18 protein-coding genes and 1 riboswitch are annotated in these 20,349 nt (G+C 71.8%); of the genes, 17 read left to right on the top strand and 1 reads right to left on the bottom strand.

Annotation, left to right across the window (positions count from 1 at the left end; all coding sequences use genetic code 11):
* Position 1 precedes the first annotated feature (1 nt).
* The 13 genes from hpnC to AC07AZ_RS29310 all read left to right on the top strand — a co-directional run bounded on the left by hpnC (position 2) and on the right by AC07AZ_RS29310 (position 13,791).
* Complete coding sequence (gene hpnC, locus AC07AZ_RS29370; RefSeq protein ID WP_478852984.1) at positions 2 to 904, top strand: squalene synthase HpnC; 903 nt, start codon at positions 2 to 4, stop codon at positions 902 to 904.
* Positions 901 to 1,851 (top strand): presqualene diphosphate synthase HpnD, encoded by a 951-nt coding sequence (hpnD, locus tag AC07AZ_RS29365; RefSeq protein WP_478852982.1) that lies wholly within the window; start codon positions 901 to 903, stop codon positions 1,849 to 1,851. The genes hpnC and hpnD overlap by 4 nt, the downstream gene beginning before the upstream one ends.
* The gene (locus AC07AZ_RS29360; protein WP_478852980.1) at positions 1,851 to 1,991 is read left to right on the top strand and encodes a DUF6380 family protein; all 141 of its coding nucleotides are present in this window, start codon (positions 1,851 to 1,853) and stop codon (positions 1,989 to 1,991) included. The genes hpnD and AC07AZ_RS29360 overlap by 1 nt, the downstream gene beginning before the upstream one ends.
* Positions 1,988 to 3,415: a hydroxysqualene dehydroxylase HpnE gene (hpnE, locus tag AC07AZ_RS29355; protein ID WP_478852978.1), complete on the top strand. Its 1,428-nt coding sequence runs from the start codon at positions 1,988 to 1,990 to the stop codon at positions 3,413 to 3,415. The genes AC07AZ_RS29360 and hpnE overlap by 4 nt, the downstream gene beginning before the upstream one ends.
* Positions 3,415 to 4,542, top strand: coding sequence for a polyprenyl synthetase family protein (locus AC07AZ_RS29350; RefSeq protein ID WP_478852976.1), 1,128 nt, complete (start codon positions 3,415 to 3,417; stop codon positions 4,540 to 4,542). Before hpnE ends, AC07AZ_RS29350 begins: the two co-directional genes overlap by 1 nt.
* Positions 4,543 to 4,657: 115 nt before the next feature.
* Positions 4,658 to 6,661, top strand: a complete 2,004-nt coding sequence (shc, locus tag AC07AZ_RS29345) for a squalene--hopene cyclase (protein ID WP_478852974.1) — start codon at positions 4,658 to 4,660, stop codon at positions 6,659 to 6,661.
* On the top strand, positions 6,661 to 7,302 hold the full coding sequence (locus AC07AZ_RS29340) for a phosphorylase family protein (RefSeq protein WP_478852972.1): 642 nt from the start codon (positions 6,661 to 6,663) through the stop codon (positions 7,300 to 7,302). Before shc ends, AC07AZ_RS29340 begins: the two co-directional genes overlap by 1 nt.
* A gap of 5 nt (positions 7,303 to 7,307) precedes the next feature.
* Positions 7,308 to 8,330, top strand: coding sequence for an adenosyl-hopene transferase HpnH (gene hpnH / locus AC07AZ_RS29335; RefSeq protein WP_478852970.1), 1,023 nt, complete (start codon positions 7,308 to 7,310; stop codon positions 8,328 to 8,330).
* A gap of 4 nt (positions 8,331 to 8,334) precedes the next feature.
* Complete coding sequence (gene ispG, locus AC07AZ_RS29330) at positions 8,335 to 9,510, top strand: flavodoxin-dependent (E)-4-hydroxy-3-methylbut-2-enyl-diphosphate synthase (RefSeq protein WP_478852968.1); 1,176 nt, start codon at positions 8,335 to 8,337, stop codon at positions 9,508 to 9,510.
* 31 nt (positions 9,511 to 9,541) lie between these two features.
* Positions 9,542 to 11,590 (top strand): 1-deoxy-D-xylulose-5-phosphate synthase, encoded by a 2,049-nt coding sequence (gene dxs / locus AC07AZ_RS29325; RefSeq protein WP_478852966.1) that lies wholly within the window; start codon positions 9,542 to 9,544, stop codon positions 11,588 to 11,590.
* Complete coding sequence (locus AC07AZ_RS29320; RefSeq protein WP_478852964.1) at positions 11,587 to 12,972, top strand: aspartate aminotransferase family protein; 1,386 nt, start codon at positions 11,587 to 11,589, stop codon at positions 12,970 to 12,972. The genes dxs and AC07AZ_RS29320 overlap by 4 nt, the downstream gene beginning before the upstream one ends.
* A gap of 67 nt (positions 12,973 to 13,039) precedes the next feature.
* Positions 13,040 to 13,669: a helix-turn-helix domain-containing protein gene (locus AC07AZ_RS29315; RefSeq protein ID WP_478852962.1), complete on the top strand. Its 630-nt coding sequence runs from the start codon at positions 13,040 to 13,042 to the stop codon at positions 13,667 to 13,669.
* A complete protein-coding gene (locus AC07AZ_RS29310) occupies positions 13,666 to 13,791 on the top strand; it encodes a DUF6126 family protein (RefSeq protein WP_478852960.1) in 126 nt (41 codons plus the stop codon). Before AC07AZ_RS29315 ends, AC07AZ_RS29310 begins: the two co-directional genes overlap by 4 nt.
* A gap of 22 nt (positions 13,792 to 13,813) precedes the next feature.
* Here AC07AZ_RS29310 and AC07AZ_RS29305 read toward each other — a convergent pair whose 3' ends face one another.
* Positions 13,814 to 14,611 carry a tyrosine-protein phosphatase gene (locus AC07AZ_RS29305; RefSeq protein WP_478852958.1) on the bottom strand — a complete coding sequence of 266 codons (798 nt, stop codon included), beginning with the start codon at positions 14,609 to 14,611 and terminating at the stop codon, positions 13,814 to 13,816.
* 170 nt (positions 14,612 to 14,781) lie between these two features.
* Between AC07AZ_RS29305 and AC07AZ_RS29300 the strand changes: the two genes are divergently transcribed.
* From AC07AZ_RS29300 to AC07AZ_RS29285, 4 genes are all read left to right on the top strand, one after another.
* A complete protein-coding gene (locus AC07AZ_RS29300) occupies positions 14,782 to 16,851 on the top strand; it encodes an alpha-galactosidase (protein ID WP_478853191.1) in 2,070 nt (689 codons plus the stop codon).
* A 312-nt stretch (positions 16,852 to 17,163) separates the two neighbouring features.
* A riboswitch (cyclic di-AMP (ydaO/yuaA leader) is annotated at positions 17,164 to 17,321 on the top strand.
* 4 nt (positions 17,322 to 17,325) lie between these two features.
* A complete protein-coding gene (locus AC07AZ_RS29295; RefSeq protein ID WP_478852956.1) occupies positions 17,326 to 18,261 on the top strand; it encodes a M23 family metallopeptidase in 936 nt (311 codons plus the stop codon).
* Between the two features lie 335 nt (positions 18,262 to 18,596).
* Positions 18,597 to 19,313 (top strand): DUF6250 domain-containing protein, encoded by a 717-nt coding sequence (locus AC07AZ_RS29290; RefSeq protein WP_478852954.1) that lies wholly within the window; start codon positions 18,597 to 18,599, stop codon positions 19,311 to 19,313.
* 145 nt (positions 19,314 to 19,458) lie between these two features.
* A complete protein-coding gene (locus tag AC07AZ_RS29285) occupies positions 19,459 to 20,244 on the top strand; it encodes an SGNH/GDSL hydrolase family protein (RefSeq protein ID WP_478853189.1) in 786 nt (261 codons plus the stop codon).
* Positions 20,245 to 20,349 lie beyond the last annotated feature (105 nt).

Genomic DNA, 20,349 nt, shown 5'->3' with positions numbered 1-20,349 from the left:
GGTGACGGGACGCGGCGCGGCGCGTGTCGCCGACGCGGAGCGCGGCACGCTCGCCAAGGCCGCGGCGGAGAACTTCCCCGTGGCCCCTTTCTTCCTGCCCGCGGACTGGCGCGCCGACCTCATGGCCGTGTACGGCTTCGCCCGCCTCGTCGACGACATCGGCGACGGCGACCTGGCCCCCGGCGGCGCCGACGCCCGGCTGCTCGGCGTGGCTCCGGAGCGGGCCGGGGACCGGCTGCACCTGCTGGACGCCTTCGAGGCGGACCTGAACCGGGTCTTCGACTCGACCCCGGGCCACCCCCTGCTGCGCCGCCTCCAGCCCACGGTCCGCCGCCGCGGGCTGACGCCCGAGCCCTTCCTCGGCCTGATCGCGGCCAACCGCCAGGACCAGCTGGTCACCCGGTACGAGACCTTCGACGACCTCGTGGCCTACTGCGAGCTGTCGGCCAACCCCGTCGGCCGCCTGGTCCTGTCCGTCACCGGCACCTCGACGCCCGAGCGGGTCCGCCTCTCCGACGCGATCTGCACCGCGCTGCAGATCGTCGAGCATCTCCAGGACGTCGCCGAGGACCTCGCCCGCGACCGGGTCTACCTGCCCGCCGAGGACATGAAGCGCTTTCACGTCCAGGAGGCGGATCTCGCCACGAAAATCACGAGCGCATCGGTGCGCGCACTGGTTGCATACGAAGCGCAACGCGCCCGCGATCTGCTGAATGAAGGCGCCCCCCTGGTGGGTAGCGTCCACGGCAGGTTGAAGCTGCTGCTCGCAGGGTTCGTGGCGGGGGGAAGGGCGGCGATCCACGCGGTCGCCGCCGCCGATTACGACGTACTTCAGGGCCCGCCCAAGCCCGGCAAGCTCCGATTGCTGCGTGAGGTGGGCGTGACTCTGCGAGGAGAGGGGTGATCCGCACCGTGGACTCTTCGCCACCCGTGTCCGCACCGGTACTCGCCGCCTACAGCTACTGCGAGACGGTCACCGGGCAGCAGGCCCGCAACTTCGCGTACGGCATCAGACTGCTGCCGGCGCCCAAGCGGCGCGCGATGTCGGCGCTCTACGCGTTCTCCCGGCGAGTCGACGACATCGGCGACGGCGCGCTGGCCGACGACGTCAAGACGACGCGACTGGAGGACACCCGGGCGCTGCTCACCCGGGTCCGTGACGGCGCGGTCGACGAGGACGACACCGACCCCGTGGCGGTCGCCCTCAGCCACGCCGCCGAAACGTTCCCGATCCCGCTCGGCGGCCTGGACGAGCTCATCGACGGCGTCCTGCTGGACGTACGCGGCGAGACCTACGAGACCTGGGACGACCTGAAGGTCTACTGCCGCTGCGTGGCGGGGGCCATCGGCCGGCTCTCGCTCGGCGTGTTCGGCACCGAGACCGGGGCGCGTGGCGCCGAGCGCGCGCCGGAGTATGCCGACACGCTCGGGCTCGCGCTCCAGTTGACGAACATCCTGCGGGACGTCCGGGAGGACGCGGAGAACGGACGCACCTACCTGCCCGCCGACGACCTGGCCAAGTTCGGCTGTTCGGCCGGGTTCAAGGGGCCCAGACCCCCGGAGGGTTCGGACTTCGCGGGCCTCGTGCACTTCGAGGTGCGACGGGCCCGTGCCCTCTTCGCCGAGGGCTACCGGCTGCTCCCCATGCTCGACCGGCGCAGCGGCGCGTGCGTCGCCGCCATGGCCGGCATCTACCGCCGGCTGCTGGACCGCATCGAGCGGGACCCGGAGGCCGTGCTGCGCGGCCGGGTCTCGCTGCCCGGACGCGAGAAGGCGTACGTCGCCGTACGCGGGCTGTCCGGTCTGGACAGCCGGCACGTCACCCGGCGGACCGTCAGGAGGCGCGCCTGATGGACAATCCGGTCCAAGGTGATGCCGCCGCCGAAAAGCGGCAGGCAACCCTCCGGTGCGGCCACGCGTCCCTGACTGCGACGACCCGCGGTGCACGCGTCCAGCGGCACGGCGGGCCCGTGGGGGAGGGCGCACGATGAGCGAGGACACGGGGGCCGGGGAGCCCCTCGCGGAATCCGCGAGGGGGACGGCACGGCATGCCGTCGTGGTCGGCGGCGGGCTCGCCGGGGTCACCACCGCGCTCGCGCTCGCCGACGCCGGGGTCCGCGTGACCCTGCTCGAAGGCCGCCCGCGCCTGGGCGGACTCGCGTTCTCCTTCCAGCGCGGCGCACTGACCGTGGACAACGGACAGCACGTGTACCTGCGCTGCTGCACGGCCTACCGCTGGTTCCTCGACCGTATCGACGCCACCGAGCTCGCGCCCCTGCAGGATCGTCTCGACGTGCCCGTGATCGACGTGGCGCGACCCGAAGGGCGACGGCTCGGCAGACTCAGGCGCGACCCGTTGCCGGTGCCCCTGCACCTGGGACGCAGCCTCGCCGCCTATCCGCACCTGTCGCTGGCCGAGCGGGCGAAGGTCGGCCGTGCCGCGCTCGCGCTCAGAGCTCTGGACCTCACCGACCCGGCGCTGGACGCCCAGGACTTCGGCAGCTGGCTGGCCGCGCACGGTCAGTCGGCGCGTGCCGTCGAGGCACTGTGGGACCTGGTGGGGGTCGCCACCCTCAACGCGGTCGCCGGCGACTGCTCGCTGGCGCTGGCCGCGATGGTGTTCAAGACCGGTCTGCTGTCCGACCCGGGCGCGGCCGACATCGGCTGGGCCCGGGTGCCGCTGGGTGAACTGCACGACCGTCTCGCCCGCAAGGCGCTCGACTCCGCGGGTGTGCGTACCGAGGTCCGTACACGCGTCACCTCCGTCTGTGTCAACAAGAACGGCGGGTGGAGCGTTCAGGTTCCCGGCGAGACGCTCGAAGCCGACGCGGTCGTCCTCGCCGTACCGCAGCGCGAGGCCCACGGCCTGCTGCCGGGCGGCGCGCTCGACGACCCGGAGCGGCTGCTGCGGATCGGCACCGCGCCGATCCTCAACGTCCACGTCGTCTACGACCGCACGGTTCTGCGCACGCCCTTCCTCGCGGCCCTCGGCACCCCGGTGCAGTGGGTCTTCGACCGCACCGCGGCCTCCGGGCTGAGCGGGGGCCAGTACCTCGCGCTCTCCCAGTCGGCCGCGCAGGACGACATCGACGCCCCCGTCGCCGCCCTGCGCGAGCGGTACCTGCCCGAGCTGGAACGCCTGCTGCCCGCCACCCGCGGTGCCCGGGTGGAGGACTTCTTCGTGACCCGGGAGCGCACGGCGACGTTCGCCCCCACCCCCGGCGTCGGACGGCTGCGGCCCGGCGCCCGCACCGAGGCACCCGGCCTGTACCTGGCCGGAGCGTGGACCGCCACCGGGTGGCCCGCGACCATGGAGAGCGCGGTCCGCAGCGGGGTGAGCGCGGCCGACGCCGCCCTCACCGCCCTCGGCCGGCCCCGCCCGCGCCACCTCTTCGAGTTCGAGGAGGCGGCCTGATGCTCGACCGGCAGGCGGCAGGCCCCCGCACCCCCGGTACCGCAACAAGAGGAGAGACTGTGCCCACTGTGCCCCCGGCCGAGACGGCTGCCGACGCGGTGGACGTGACCGCGCTCCTGGAGCGCGGCCGGACCCTGGCCACACCGGTGCTGCGGGCGGCCGTCGACCGCCTGGCGCCGCCCATGGACACCGTCTCCGCGTACCACTTCGGCTGGATCGACGCCGAGGGCAACCCCGCGGCCGGCGACGGCGGCAAGGCCGTCCGCCCGGCGCTCGCGGTGCTCTCCGCGGAGGTCACCGGCGCCGGGCCGGAGGTCGGCGTCCCGGGCGCGGTCGCCGTGGAACTGGTCCACAACTTCTCGCTGCTGCACGACGACCTGATGGACGGCGACGAACAGCGCCGCCACCGCGACACCGTCTGGAAGGTGCACGGCCCCGCCCAGGCCATCCTGGTCGGTGACGCCCTGTTCGCCCTGGCCAACGAGGTGCTGCTGGAACTCGGCACCGTCGAGGCCGGACGCGCCACCCGCCGCCTGACCAGCGCCACCCGCGCCCTGATCGACGGCCAGGCGCAGGACATCTCCTACGAGCACCGCGACCGCGTCAGCGTCGAGGAGTGCCTGGAGATGGAGGGCAACAAGACCGGCGCCCTGCTCGCCTGCGCCAGCTCCATCGGCGCCGTGCTCGGCGGCGCCGACGACCGCACCGCCGACGCCCTGGAGAGGTACGGCCACCACCTCGGCCTCGCCTTCCAGGCCGTCGACGACCTCCTCGGCATCTGGGGTGACCCGGTGTCGACCGGCAAGCAGACCTGGAGCGACCTGCGCCAGCGCAAGAAGTCCCTGCCGGTCGTGGCCGCGCTCGCGGCCAGCGGTCCGGCCGCCGAGCGGCTCGGCGAACTGCTCGCCGCCGACGCCAAGAGCAGCGACTTCGAGAACTTCTCGGAGGAGGAGTTCGCGGCCCGCGCCGCCCTCATCGAGGAGGCGGGCGGCCGCGAGTGGACCGCCGAGGAAGCACGCCGTCAGCACGCCGTCGCGGTCGAGGCCCTGGACGCCGTCGACATGCCCGACCGGGTGCGGGCGCGGTTCGTGGCACTCGCCGACTTCGTCGTCGTACGAAAGAGATGATCACTATTGATCGAATAGCCCTCGCGTGGTCGCCGGCCGGTGTCGCGGGATCAGAGCACCGGCCGACGGCGGACCCACAGCAGCACGACTCGTACGACTGCACGAAGGGGAAGCCATGACAGCGACGACCGACGGAAGCACCGGGGCACTGCCGCCCCGCGCTGCCGCGGCCAGCGAAACCCACCTCACCACTCCCGTCACGGCCGGGGTGCACGACGCCGCTGTCCGCGCCGTGCAACGCGCCACCGACTTCCTGCTCTCCCTGCAGGACGCCCAGGGCTGGTGGAAGGGCGACCTCGAGACGAACGTCACCATGGACGCCGAGGACCTGCTGCTCCGCCAGTTCCTGGGTATCCGCGACGAGGCGACGACCCACGCCGCCGGTCTCTTCATCCGCGGCGAGCAGCGCGCGGACGGCACCTGGGCGAGCTTCCACGGCGGACCGGGGGAACTCTCCACCACCATCGAAGCCTACGTCGCCCTGCGGCTGGCCGGCGACGCGCCGGACGCGCCGCACATGGCGCGGGCCTCCGCCTGGGTCCGTGAGCGCGGCGGGATCGCCTCCGCGCGCGTGTTCACCCGGATCTGGCTGGCCCTGTTCGGCTGGTGGAAGTGGGAGGACCTGCCCGAACTCCCGCCGGAACTCATCTACTTCCCGAAGTGGGCACCGCTCAACATCTACGACTTCGGGTGCTGGGCCCGGCAGACCATCGTCCCGCTGACGATCGTCTCCGCCAAGCGCCCGGTACGGCCCGCGCCCTTCCCGCTGGACGAACTGCACACCGACCCCGACGACCCCAATCCGGCCCAGCCCCTCGCCCCGGTGGTGAGTTGGGACGGCGCCTTCCAGCGCCTGGACAAGGTGCTGCACGCCCTGCGCGGGATCGCCCCGCGCCGGCTGCGCAGGGCGGCGATGAACAGCGCGGCCCGCTGGATCATCGAGCGGCAGGAGAACGACGGCTGCTGGGGCGGCATCCAGCCCCCGGCGGTGTACTCCGTCATCGCGCTGCACCTGCTCGGATACGACCTCGAACACCCGGTGATGCGCGCCGGGTTGGAGTCGCTGGACCGGTTCACCGTGTGGCGCGAGGACGGGGCCCGCATGGTCGAGGCCTGCCAGTCGCCGGTGTGGGACACCTGTCTCGCCACCATCGCGCTCGTCGACGCGGGTGTGCCCGCCGATCACCCGCAGGTGGTGAAGGCGGCGGACTGGATGCTCGGGGAGGAGATCGTCCGGCCCGGCGACTGGTCGGTCAAGCGGCCAGGACTGCCGCCCGGCGGCTGGGCGTTCGAGTTCCACAACGACAACTACCCCGACATCGACGACACCGCCGAGGTGGTGCTCGCCCTGCGTCGGGTCAGACACCACGACCCGGAGCGGGTGGACAACGCGATCGGGCGCGGGGTGCGCTGGAACCTCGGCATGCAGTCGAAGAACGGCGGCTGGGGCGCCTTCGACGTCGACAACACCAGCCCGTTCCCCAACCGGCTGCCGTTCTGCGACTTCGGTGAGGTCATCGACCCGCCGTCGGCGGACGTCACCGCGCACGTCGTGGAGATGCTGGCGGTCGAGGGCCTCGCCCACGACCCGCGCACCCGGCGCGGCATCGAGTGGCTGCTGGCCGAACAGGAGCCTGACGGCTCGTGGTTCGGACGCTGGGGCGTCAACTACGTCTACGGCACCGGGTCGGTGGTGCCCGCGCTCACCGCCGCCGGGATCCCCGCCTCGCACCCGGCGATCCGTCGGGCCGTGACCTGGCTGGAGTCCGTCCAGAACGAGGACGGCGGCTGGGGCGAGGACCTGCGTTCCTACAGCAGGCCCGAGTGGAGCGGCCGCGGCGCCTCGACCGCCTCCCAGACGGCGTGGGCGCTGATGGCGCTGCTGGCGGCGGGGGAGCGGGACTCCAAGGCCGTCGTGCGCGGGGTCGAATGGCTCGCGGCCACCCAGCGCGAGGACGGCTCCTGGGACGAGCCGTACTTCACCGGCACCGGGTTCCCCTGGGACTTCTCCATCAACTACCACCTCTACCGACAGGTGTTCCCGCTCACCGCGCTCGGCCGGTACGTCCACGGGGAGCCCTTCGCCGGGAAGCCGCCCACCGAGGCGCAGGGGGGCTGATGAGCGCACAGCCCGCCCCGGCCCCGCTGCTGATCGCCTGCGCGCTCGGCATCGAGCACCTCGCCCTGCGCATGAGCGACCGCGGCGGTGCCGGCGGGCCGGTCACCGTCCTGCGTACCGGCATGGGCCCCAGGGCGGCCGAGCGCTCGGTCACCGGGCTGCTGGCCGACCCGGCGCTCGCCGGGGCCGCCGTGCTGGCCACCGGCTTCTGCGCGGGGCTGGCGCCCGGCATGCACCCCGGCGACCTGGTCGTCGCCGAGGAGACCCGGGACCCGCGGGGGACCGTCCCCTGCGTGGCCACCGACCTGCTCGTCAAGGAGCTGGTGCGCGCCGTGCCCGGGCGCACCGTCCACACCGGGCCGCTCACCGGGTCCGACCACGTCGTGCGCGGCCCGGAACGCTCCGACCTGCTCGCGACCGGCGCGATCGCGGTCGACATGGAGTCGGCGGCGACGCTGCTGAGCGCCGTCCGCGCGGGCGAGCGCCCGGTTGCGGCCGTCCGGGTGGTCGTGGACGCTCCTGAACATGAACTCGTCCGGATCGGCACGGTACGCGGTGGAATATCAGCTTTCCGTGTTCTTCGTTGTGTACTGCCCGCTTTTTTCGAATGGCACCGTTCCTTGCTGCTCCCCAGGAGGTGAGCCAGATGGCCATGCCGCTGCGCCAGTCCATCAAGGTCGCTACATACTTGGCTGAACAGAAGCTCCGCAAGCGGGACAAGTTCCCGTTGATCGTCGAGCTGGAACCCCTCTTCGCGTGCAACCTCGCCTGCGAGGGCTGCGGCAAGATCCAGCATCCGGCCGGGGTGCTCAAGCAGCGCATGCCGGTGGCGCAGGCCGTGGGGGCGGTGCTGGAGTCCGGTGCCCCCATGGTGTCGATCGCGGGTGGCGAGCCCCTGATGCATCCTCAGATCGACGAGATCGTGCGGCAGTTGGTGGCGAAGCGGAAGTACGTCTTCCTGTGCACCAACGCCATGCTGCTGCGCAAGAAGATGGACAAGTTCACGCCCTCCCCCTACTTCGCCTTCGCGGTGCACATCGACGGGCTGCGGGAGCGGCACGACGAGTCCGTCGCCAAGGAGGGGGTGTTCGACGAGGCGGTGGCGGCCATCAAGGAGGCCAAGCGTCGTGGCTTCCGGGTGACGACCAACTCCACCTTCTTCAACACCGACACCCCGCAGACCATCATCGAGGTGCTCAACTACCTCAACGACGACCTCAAGGTCGACGAGATGATGATCTCGCCCGCCTACGCCTACGAGAAGGCCCCCGACCAGGAGCACTTCCTCGGCGTGGAGCAGACCCGGGAGCTGTTCAAGAAGGCTTTCGCGGGCGGCAACCGGCGCCGCTGGCGGCTGAACCACTCCCCGCTCTTCCTGGACTTCCTGGAGGGCAAGGTCGACTTCCCCTGCACCGCGTGGGCGATCCCGAACTACTCGCTCTTCGGCTGGCAGCGCCCCTGCTACCTGATGAGCGACGGATACGTCCCGACGTACCGCGAGCTGATCGAGGAGACCGACTGGGACAAGTACGGCCGCGGCAAGGACCCGCGCTGCGCCAACTGCATGGCGCACTGCGGCTACGAGCCCACCGCCGTCCTGGCCACCATGGGTTCCCTGAAGGAGTCGCTGCGGGCCATGCGCGAGACCGTCAACGGGAACCGGGAGTGACGTCGTGACCGCCGTCTCCCTGGGCGTTCCCGAGGTACCGGTCCGGCCGGTCGCCGAGCGGCGTGTGTCGCGCGGCCTCCGGGTCGGGCCGGTGGCGGTCGGGGGCGGGGCCCCGGTGTCGGTGCAGTCGATGACGACGACCCGTACGTCGGACATCGGCGCGACCCTCCAGCAGATCGCGGAACTCACCGCGTCGGGCTGTGAGATCGTCCGGGTGGCCTGCCCCACCCAGGACGACGCGGACGCGCTGGCGACCATCGCCCGCAAGTCGCAGATCCCCGTCATCGCGGACATCCACTTCCAGCCGAAGTACGTCTTCGCCGCGATCGAGGCCGGCTGCGCCGCGGTGCGCGTCAACCCCGGCAACATCAAGCAGTTCGACGACAAGGTGAGGGAGATCGCGCGGGCCGCCGGCGACCACGGCACGCCGATCCGGATCGGCGTCAACGCCGGTTCGCTGGACCGGCGGCTGCTGAAGAAGTACGGCCGGGCGACGCCCGAGGCGCTCGTGGAGAGCGCCCTGTGGGAGGCGTCCCTGTTCGAGGAGCACGGTTTCCGGGACCTCAAGATCTCGGTCAAGCACAACGACCCGGTCGTGATGGTCGAGGCGTACCGTCAGCTCGCCGCCCGGTGCGACTACCCGCTGCACCTCGGGGTGACGGAGGCCGGCCCGGCCTTCCAGGGCACCATCAAGTCGGCTGTCGCCTTCGGCGCGCTGCTCTCCCAGGGCATCGGCGACACGATCCGCGTCTCCCTGTCGGCGCCTCCCGTGGAGGAGGTCAAGGTCGGCATCCAGATCCTGGAGTCGCTGGGTTTGAGGCAGCGCCGGCTGGAGATCGTCTCGTGCCCGTCCTGCGGGCGGGCCCAGGTCGACGTGTACAAGCTGGCCGACGAGGTGACGGCGGGCCTGGAGGGCATGGAGGTCCCGCTGCGGGTGGCCGTCATGGGCTGCGTGGTCAACGGGCCCGGCGAGGCCCGCGAGGCCGACCTCGGCGTCGCCTCCGGCAACGGCAAAGGGCAGATCTTCGTCAGGGGCGAGGTCATCAAGACCGTCCCCGAGTCGAAGATCGTGGAGACCCTCATCGAGGAGGCCATGAAGCTGGCCGAACGGATCGAGCGGGACGGCGCCGGGTCCGGCGCCCCCGGCGGCACGGGGACACCGGCAGTGACAGTGATGTGAAACAAGGCACGGACCGAGAGGGGGCCCGAGCGTGTCGATTCTGGAGAACATCCGGGGGCCGCGCGACCTGAAGGCGCTGTCCGAGGCGGAGATCGGTGAACTGGCCGAGGAGATCCGGGAGTTCCTGGTGCACGCGGTCGCGAGGACCGGCGGACACCTCGGACCCAACCTGGGGGTGGTGGAACTGTCCGTCGCGCTCCACCGGGTCTTCGAGTCGCCGGTCGACCGCATCCTGTGGGACACCGGCCACCAGAGCTACGTCCACAAGCTCCTGACGGGGCGTCAGGACTTCTCCAAGCTGCGGGGCAAGGGCGGCCTGTCCGGCTACCCCTCGCGCGAGGAGTCAGAGCACGACGTCATCGAGAACAGTCACGCCTCCACCGTCCTCGGCTGGGCCGACGGACTCGCCAAGGCCCGCCAGGTGCAGGGCGAGAAGGGCCACGTCGTCGCGGTGATCGGCGACGGCGCGCTGACCGGCGGCATGGCCTGGGAGGCCCTCAACAACATCGCGGCCGCCAGGGACCGTCCGTTGATCATCGTCGTCAACGACAACGAGCGGTCGTACTCCCCGACCATCGGCGGACTCGCCAACCACCTGGCCACCCTGCGGACCACCGACGGCTACGAGAAGGTGCTCGCCTGGGGCAAGGACGTGCTGCTGCGGACGCCGGTCGTCGGCCACACCGTCTACGAGTCGCTGCACGGCGCGAAGAAGGGGTTCAAGGACGCGTTCGCGCCGCAGGGCATGTTCGAGGACCTGGGGCTGAAGTACGTGGGCCCGATCGACGGACACGACGTCGGCGCCGTCGAGTCGGCGCTGCGGCGCGCCAAGCGCTTCCACGGCCCGGTCCTCGTGCACTGCCTCACGGAGAAGGGGCGCGGCTACGAACCCGCCCTCGCCCACGAGGAGGACCACTTCCACACCGTCGGTGTGATGGACCCGCTGACCTGCGAACCCCTCGTGCCCTCCGCCGGACCCTCCTGGACCTCCGTGTTCGGCGAGGAGATCGTGCGTATCGGGGAGGAACGCGAGGACGTCGTGGCGATCACGGCGGCCATGCTGCACCCGGTGGGTCTCGGCCGGTTCGCCGCCCGCTTCCCCGACCGGGTGTGGGACGTCGGCATCGCCGAACAGCACGCGGCGGTCTCCGCGGCCGGCCTGGCGACCGGTGGACTGCACCCGATCGTCGCCGTCTACGCCACGTTCCTCAACCGCGCCTTCGACCAGCTGCTGATGGACGTGGCGCTGCACCGCTGCGGGGTCACCTTCGTCCTGGACCGCGCCGGGATCACCGGGGTCGACGGCCCCTCCCACAACGGCATGTGGGACCTGTCGATCCTCCAGGTCGTGCCGGGCCTCAGGATCGCCGCGCCCCGCGACGCCGACCAGTTGCGGGCGCAGCTGCGGGAGGCGGTCGCCGTCGACGACGCGCCCACCCTGGTCCGCTTCCCGAAGGAGTCGGTGGGGCCCCGGATACCGGCCCTCGACCGGGTCGGCGGCATGGACGTCCTGCACCGCTCCCCGCGGCCGCCGCAGGTCCTGCTGGTCGCCGTCGGCGTGATGGCGCCGGTGTGCCTGCAGGCCGCCGAGCTGCTGGAGGCCCGCGGCATTCCCTGCACGGTCGTCGACCCCCGCTGGGTCAAGCCCGTCGACCCGGCGCTCGCCGCCCTCGCCGCCGCCCACCGGCTGGTCGCCGTCGTGGAGGACAACAGCCGGGCGGCCGGGGTCGGCGCCGCGGTGGAGCTGGCCCTGGGCGACGCCGAAGTCGACGTACCCGTACGGCGGTTCGGCATCCCGGAACAGTTTCTCGCGCACGCCAAACGCGCGGAGGTGCTCGCCGACATCGGCCTCACCCCCGTCGAGGTGGCGAGCCGGATCAGCGCCAGTCTGGCGGTCCGCGCGCAGACCGGGAGCGGCCCGGACGCTCCCGCCGCCACGGACGCCGTAGAGCCGGACGCCACCGCCACGGACGCCGTAGAGCCGGACGCCACCGCCACGGACGCCGTAGAGCCGGACGCCGCCGCGTCGGCCACCGCCCGGCCCGTCGCCGTCGCGCCAGTCAAGGAGAAAGCCGAATGACCAAGGAGTTCGACCTCGGCGCGCTGCTGGCCGAACGGGGAGCCGAGCGCTACGAGCTGCACACCCGGTACCTCAACCACCAGCTCCCGCGCATGCTGCACACCATCGGCTTCGACAAGGTCTACGAGCGGGCCGAGGGCGCCCACTTCTGGGACGCGGACGGCAACGACTACCTGGACATGCTCGCCGGGTTCGGCGTGATGGGCCTCGGCCGTCACCACCCCGTCGTCCGCAAGGCGCTGCACGACGTCCTCGACGCCCAGCTCGCCGACCTCACCCGCTTCGACTGCCAGCCGCTGCCCGGGCTGCTGGCCGAGAAGCTCCTCGCGCACAGCCCGCACCTGGACCGGGTGTTCTTCGGCAACAGCGGTACGGAGGCGGTCGAGACCGCGCTGAAGTTCGCCCGCTACGCCACCGGCAGGCCCCGGATCCTGTACTGCGAGCACGCCTTCCACGGCCTGACGACCGGAGCGCTGTCGGTCAACGGCGAGGACGGCTTCCGGGACGGCTTCGCCCCGCTGCTGCCCGACACGGCCCTGCCGCTCGGCGATCTCGACGCCCTGGCGCGGGAGCTGAAGAAGGGCGACGTGGCCGCCCTGGTCGTCGAGCCGATCCAGGGCAAGGGCGTGCACGAGGCACCGCCCGGCTACCTGCGCGCCGCCCAGGAACTGCTGCGCCGGCACAAGGCCCTGCTCATCGCGGACGAGGTGCAGACGGGTCTGGGCCGTACCGGCGACTTCTACGCCTACCAGCACGAGGAGGGCGTCGAACCGGACCTGGTGTGCGTGGCGAAGGCGCTCTCGGGCGGCTACGTGCCGGTCGGGGCGACCCTCGGCAAGGACTGGATCTTCAAGAAGGTCTACTCGTCCATGGACCGGGTCCTGGTCCACTCGGCGAGCTTCGGGTCCAACGCGCAGGCCATGACGGCGGGCCTGGCGGTGCTGTCCGTCATGGAGAACGAGCAGATCGTCGCGAACGCCCGCAGCACGGGCGACCTGCTCAGGTCCCGGCTCGCGGCCCTGACCGACACGTACGAGCTGCTGGCCGACGTCCGCGGCCGCGGCCTCATGATCGGCATCGAGTTCGGCAGGCCCAGGTCCCTGAAACTGCGCAGCCGCTGGACCATGCTGCAGGCCGCGCGCAAGGGACTGTTCGCGCAGATGGTGGTCGTACCGCTGCTCCAGCGGCACCGCATCCTGACCCAGGTGTCCGGCGACCACCTCGAAGTGATCAAGCTGATCCCGCCCTTGGTGATCGGGGAGCCGGAGGTGGACCGGTTCGTGGACGCGTTCACGGCGGTCATGGACGACGCGCACACCGGCGGCGGCCTGATGTGGGACTTCAGCCGGACCCTCGTCAAGCAGGCGGTCGCCAACCGGTAGACCCAGCCCTCTTGCCTCTGAGGCAAAAAACTTGCCGCAGAGGCAAGTCCGCGGCTCAATGGAGTACATGAGCCCTCCGGAAGCCGACACCCCGCCGCCGACCGGGCCGGTCACCGATCTGCCCGCCGTCGCCCCCCAGCTCCGCTCGCTGCGCCGCCGGGCCTCCCTCACCCTGGAGGCCGCGGCCCGCGCCGCCGGCCTGTCGCCCGCCCACCTCTCCCGGCTGGAGACGGGGCAGCGGCAGCCGTCCCTGCCCATGCTGTTGGCGCTCGCCCGAATCTACGGTACGACGGTCTCCGAGCTGCTGGGCGAGACGGTCGCCGAACGCGACGCCGTCGTACGCGCCACCTCCATGGAACCCACCGAGGCGGGTGGCTGGACCTACTGGCAGGCCGGCGCGCCGGGCCGCGGCATGCAGGCCCTGCGCGTGCACGTCCCGGACGGCTCGCAGGGCGACATCGTGCGCGTGCACCCCGGCGAGGAGTGGCTGTACGTCCTCCACGGCCGACTGCGGCTGCGCCTGGGAGACGCCACGCACCGGCTCGACCCGGGCGACAGCGCGCACTTCGACTCGCTGACCCCGCACCGCATCGCCGCCGTCGACCCGGACGGCGTCGACCTCCTGTTCGTCCACACCCTGCTGCAAAGTCCCACGGCCGCGCTGTGCCTGGGCCCTGTCACCGGAGAGACACCATGAGCGAACGCGACATGGAGGAGACGTTCCCCCGCGCCCTGTGGGTGCGCCTGATCATCTACATCGCGGTGGGACACCTCTTCGCCGCCTTCATCTACCTGCTGTTCTCGGTCGGCGCCAAGTAGCCGCAGGCCGGCCGGGCCTGCCTCAGTCGAGCAGCCGCTCCCGCAGGCGCTCGCGGATCTCCGGGGTGATCCCCAGCCCCTGTTCCAGGTAGGCGTCGACGCCGCCCCAGGTCTCCTCGATGGTGTCGAAGGCCGCCGCCAGGTACTCGGCGCGCGCGTCGAACAGGGGGCTCAGCAGCTCCATGACCTCGGCGGAGTAGGCCGAGGAGGAACCGCCGCTGCGGCGCACCTTGTAGCGGCGGTGCCTGGCGTTGGACTCCAGGTAGTCGGCGACGATCGCCTCCCGCTCCACGCCCAGCGCGAGCAGGGTCACCGCCACGGACAGACCCGCGCGGTCCTTGCCGGCCGCGCAGTGCATCAGGGCCGGGACGCTGTCCTCGGCCAGCGAGCGCAGCACCTGGGCGTGCTCGGCGGTGCGGTCCCTGATGATCGCGCGATACGAGTTGATCATCCGGTTCGCCGCCTTGCCGTCGTCGAGGATCGCCCGCAGCTGGTCGATCTCTCCGTCACGCACCAGCTTCCAGAACTCGGCACCGTCGGCCGGGTCGCTCAGCGGCAGGTTCACGTTGCGCACGCCCGGCAGTTCGACGTCGGGGCCTTCCAGCTTCTGGTCGGCCGCGTTGCGGAAGTCGAAGACCGTGTGCAGGCCCAGGGTGCCCAGGAAGGCCGCGTCCTCCGCTGTGGCGTGCGCGAGGTGACCGCTGCGGAACAGCACGCCGTGGCGCACCCGGCGGCCGTCCACCGTCGGCAGCCCGCCCACGTCACGGAAGTTGCGCACACCGGCCAGCTCGGGCTCGGTGGACGGGACCTGCTGCGTCACGGGGACTCCTCCCGGTCGGCCCCGCCGACGCGGCTCACCGGCGGGCTCGGTGTCGACCATACGACATGGGTTCCCGGGGCAATGAGTTGTCCACAGGCGTTGCCTCGCAGGCCCACGGCCCTTGATGATGTCGGTCCTTGAGTGCACCTGTTCGTATCTGTGAGGGCTTGATGCTGGAGATCGCCGAAAACGGCCGTACGTGGCTGCTGTCCGGGCCGGCCAGCAGTTACGCCGTCCACCTGACCGAGGCCGACGAGCTGCTGCACCTGCACTGGGGTCCGCGGATCGCGCTCGCCGACGCGGAGGCCCTGGCCGTCCGTCCGCTGCCCGACTACTGGCCCTTCGAGTCCCCGCTCGACGGCCGCGAGGAGTACCCGGTCGAGGGCGGCCCCCGCTTCGTGCGACCCGCGCTGTCCGTGCGCACCGACGAGCGACGCGGCACCGAGTGGACCTTCGAACGCCACGAGGTCGAGGACGAGGAGCTGCGGCTGCGCTTCCGGGACGGCGGCCTCGCCGTCACCCTGCACTACCGGATGCGCGACGACGTCGTGGAGCGCCGGGTGACGCTGGCCAACGAGGGGCCCGCGCTGGAGCTGCTGCGCGCCGACTCCGCGACCTGGACGCTGCCCGACCGGGACGGCTGGCGCCTGTCCCAGCTGCACGGCCGCTGGGCCGCCGAGTCCCGGCTCGTGCGCGGCGAGCTCACCTACGGCGAGAAGGTCATCGGCAGCCGCCGCGGCCACACCGGTCACCAGCACCTGCCCTGGGTCGCGCTCGACACCGACGCGACCGAGGAGCGCGGCGAGGTCTACGGCTGCGCGCTCGGCTGGTCGGGTTCCTGGCGGATAGCGGTGGCCCAACTGCCCGACGCGCGCGTGCAGATCAGCGGCGGCGCGGGCTACGACGACTCCGGACTGCTCCGGCTGGACGCCGGCGAGTCCTTCACCACACCGGTCTTCGCCGGCCTGTGGAGCGACGGCGGTTTCGGCGGGGCGAGCCGCGCCTGGCACGCCTACCAGCGCGCGTACGTCATCCCGGACGCCGACCGGGAGCGGCCCGTGCTCTTCAACTCCTGGGAGGCGACCGAGTTCGACATCTCCGAGGAGCAGCAGGGCACGCTGGCGCGGCGGGCCGCGTCGATCGGCGTGGAGCTGTTCGTGGTCGACGACGGCTGGTTCGGGGCCCGCACCAGTGACCGCGCCGGGCTCGGCGACTGGACGCCCAACCCGGACCGGTTCCCCGGCGGCCTCACCCCCCTGGCCGACCATGTGCACGCGCTCGGCATGCAGTTCGGCATCTGGGTCGAGCCGGAGATGGTCAACCCGGACAGCGACCTGTACCGGGCCCACCCGGACTGGGTGCAGTTCCAGCCGGGACGGAAGCGGACGGAACTGCGCAACCAGCTCGTCCTGAACCTCGCCCGCGAGGACGTCCGGGAACACCTCTGGGACAAACTCCACGGACTCCTCTCCAGCGCCCCCGTCGACTACGTCAAGTGGGACTTCAACCGCTGCTTCACCGACGCCGGCTGGCCCGGCGAGCCGTACCCGCAGCGCCTGTGGGTCGACCACGTGCAGGCCCTGTACGCCCTGCTGGACCGGCTGCGCGCGGCCCACCCCGGGGTCGCCTTCGAGTCCTGCTCCGGCGGCGGCGGCCGGATCGACCTCGGTGTCCTCGGCCGCAGCGACCAGGTGTGGACCTCCGACAACACCGACCCGCTCGACCGGCTCGGCATCCAGCACGGTTTCAGCCAGCTCCACCCCGCCCGCGTGATGGCCGCCTGGGTCACCGACAGCCCCAACACGCAGCTCAACGGACGGGTCAGCTCGCTGCGCTTCCGGTTCGTGAGCGCGATGGCGGGCGTGCTCGGGGTCGGCGGAGACCTCACCCGGTGGAGCGAGGAGGAACTCGAGGAGGCCCGGGAGTGGGTGGAGCTCTACAAGGAGATCAGGCCCCTGGTGCAGCGCGGCGACCAGTACCGGCTGCGCCCGCCGGACGGCGGGCTGAGCGCCGTGCAGTACGTGCGCGGTGACGAGGCCGTCGTACTCGCCTGCCTTCAGGCGCAGCACCACGGTGAGCCCGTACCGGCGCTCCGGCTGCGCGGGCTGGATCCCACAGGTACGTACGAATGCCGCGAAACGGGCGAAGTTCACCGGGGGGCGGTGCTGTTGCACCACGGACTGCGCACGGGGTTGCGAGGCGACCTCGACGCCGCGGTCTTCCGACTCCGCCGCATCTGATGCTTCTGTCCCAATTGAGCCCTATGGAGCCTTCATTCCAACTCCACCTGGAATGGGGGCTCCTGGGTGGAGGCGCGTGAGCAGCGTCATATTCGTGACCGTGCGTCGCCCGTCATGCTCACGTAATTCGCATGTGTCGCAAGGGTATTCGCGGGAACCGACCGCCCATGGATTGACGGAGGGTGACCGTTAATTCCCGGAAACGCGCAAACGAAACACATGCAGAAGGAACCGTCGCTTGTTCCCTCGCGTCCCGGTCGCTTACGTTCACCACCGATCCGGACGGACGCCCAATCCTGCCGCCGCCCGGAGCCCGCACACTCACCCGTCCACGGCAGGAGCGGGGGACCCACAGGTAGAACCGCCTGTTCCGGTCTCCGGAACGGCTAGGGGTAAAGCCGCGTTTCGGCGCGGCCGGGCATCTCCAGTCCGCACCCGACAGCTCACCTCGCAGGCGCCGGAGAGGAATTCGCCATGCCCGCGAAGGGTAAGCACCGCCGTCCCAAGTCCCAGCGTTTCACCCGCACGATCGCCGTCGCCGGAACCGGAGGCGCCGCGCTCGCCCTCCCGCTTCTCGGCGCCACCGGTGCCCACGCGGCCACCGCGCAGTCGGTTCCGCGGCACGCGGCGGAAAAGGCCCCGCAGTCCGTTCCCGCCGGGGCGAAGGCCGTTTCGAAGAAGAGCACCCGGCACGACGCCGGCACGCGGACCTACTCGGTCCGGGCCGGCGACTCCCTGTCGAAGATCGCCGACGCGCAGCACGTCGGCGGCGGCTGGCACAAGCTCTACCAGGACAACCGGACGGCCGTCGGCGAGGACCCCTCGCTGATCCACCCGGGCCTGAAGCTGAGCATCGGCAAGAAGGCGGCGGCCGGCACGACGGGCACCACGCAGTCCCGGTCGTCCTCGAAGCCGACCGCGAAGTCCTCCTCGTCGTCCGCCTCGTCCTCGTCGAAGGCGACGGTCGCCACCCAGGCCGCCGAGTCCACCGGCACCTCCAGCGGTTACACGCTCCCCGTGAGCGGTGGCGCCGTCGGCACCGGTTACCACGTGGCCGGCAGCATGTGGTCCAGCGGCTACCACACCGGCGTCGACTTCGTCGTCCCGACCGGCACCTCGCTGAAGGCCGTCGGCGCGGGCACGGTCGTCTCCGCGGGCTGGGGCGGCGCCTACGGCAACCAGGTCGTCATCAAGCTCGCCGACGGCTACTACGCGCAGTACGGCCACCTGTCCCAGCTCTCCGTCTCGGCGGGCCAGACCGTCAGCGCCGGACAGCAGGTCGGCCTCTCCGGGGCGACCGGCAACGTGACCGGCCCTCACCTGCACTTCGAGATCCGCACCACGCCGGACTACGGCTCCGACGTGGACCCCGTCGCCTACCTGCGCGCGCACGGCGTCGCTGTCGGCTGACCCACCCGCACCACCCGCACCATCCCTGACTGACACGCTGCCGAAGGCCGGACCCCTATCCCCTGGGTCCGGCCTTCGGCATGTCCGCCTGTCCGCCTGTCCGCCTGTCCGCACCGCGTCGCCCCGGGCGGACGGCGGCCGTGATCGTTCGTGTTGCGGTCGTGTGGCAGGACGCCCGTCGGTGTCGACAGGCGGGGTCGCGCGGGACAGAGTAACTCCGTTGCGGGGCAAGCGCTTTCTCCCCGTCGCCGGACATCCTGTCGATCCCGGCGGCATGGGGAGCCGCCCTGTCCCGGAGCCGCCAACCGCCCCGCCCAGCGAAGGAGCCGTACCCCGTGACGACCACGCGCAGAGCCTTCGGCGCCCTCACCGCGGGGGCCGCCCTGGCCGCCCTCGCTCCCGCCGCGGACGCGAGCGCCGCCCCGCGCCACCACCGTCTGATCGCCCACGACGACTTCCGCCACGGGCTCGGCCGGTGGGCCGTCGAACTGGAGCAGGGCGGTACCGTCACCGCCTCCCGCGGCACCCTGGAGGTCGACGTGCCCGCCGGGGCGACGATCTGGTTCCGGCAGCGACTCGAAGGCCCCCATGTCATCGAGTACACGGCCACGCCCGTGGCGTGGGGCGGGGTCAACGACCGGGTCTCCGACCTCAACAACTTCTGGAACGCGGTCGACGTCCGCTCGCCCGGCGACCTCTTCGCGACTCCGAGGAGCGGGGCGCTCGCGGAGTACGACCACCTCACGACGTACTACGTCGGCTACGGCGCCAACGGCAACACCACGACCCGCCTGCGGCGCTATGTCGGCGAACCCGGCGTGCGCCCGCTGGTCTACGACTACACCGAGCCGCTGCTGGTGGCGAACCGGCCCCACCACGTGCGGATCGTGTCCGACGGTTCCACGGTGCGATGGTGGAACAACGGACGGCTCGTCTTCGACTACCGCGACCCCGAGCCGTACACGAGTGGGCACTTCGCCTTCCGGACCACCTGGAGCCATTTCCGGATCAGCGGCTTCCGGGTGTGGCGGTCGTCGCGTCAACAGCCCTGACCGGCAGCCTATTCCGGGCTTGGGGAACACTTTACGAGTGGCTTATCTCACCGGTAGTCAATCCCTTCCTACGATCGCGTAGGTCACATCCGAAGGTGAATCATGGGCCGATGTGGCAGACGATTCGAAGAGTGACAACACATCAGTGATCGGGTCGTACGTGGCGCTGGGGGACAGCTTCACCGAGGGCGTCGGTGACCGGGGCCCCGACGGGGCCTTCGTCGGCTGGGCCGACCGGTTCGCGGTGCTTCTCGCGGACCGGCGTCCCGAGGGCGACTTCGATTACACGAACCTCGCGGTGCGCGGCAAGCTCCTCGACCAGATCATCGAGGACCAGCTTCCGCAGGCCGTCGACATGGCCCCGGACCTGGTGTCGTTCAGTGCCGGCGGCAACGACATCATCCGACCCGGTACCGACCCCGACGAGGTCGCCGAGCGCTTCGAGCGGGCGGTCGCCCGGCTCGCCGCGGTCGCCGGCACCGTCATGGTGACCACCGGCTTCGACACCCGTGGCGTCCCCGTGCTCAGGCATCTGCGCGGCAAGATCGCCACCTACAACGGCCATGTGCGGGCCGTGGCCGACCGGTACGGCTGTCCGGTGCTCGACCTGTGGTCCCTGAAGACCATCCAGGACCGCCGGGCCTGGGACGGCGACCGCCTCCACCTGTCGCCCGAGGGGCACACACGCGTGGCACTGCGCGCCGGCCAGGCCCTCGGCCTGGAGATCCCGGCCGACCCGGAGCAGCCCTGGCCGTTGCTCCCGCCCCGCGGCACCTTCGACGTCCGGCGGGACGATGTCCACTGGGCGCGCGAGTACCTGGTCCCGTGGATCGGCCGCCGGCTGCGCGGCGAGTCGTCCGGGGACCATGTGATCGCCAAGGGGGCGCTGTCGCCGGACGACATCAAGACGCGGATCGCCACGGTGGCCTGAACGGCGGCCCGGGGGGGGGGGGGGGGGGGGGGGGGGGGGGGGGGGGGGGGGGGGGGGGGGGGGGGGGGGGGGGGGGGGGGGGGGGGGAGGGGGGGGGGGGGGGGG

Source organism: Streptomyces sp. NPDC043878 (assembly GCF_056435735.1).
This window is presented reverse-complemented; position numbering and strand designations above follow the sequence as displayed.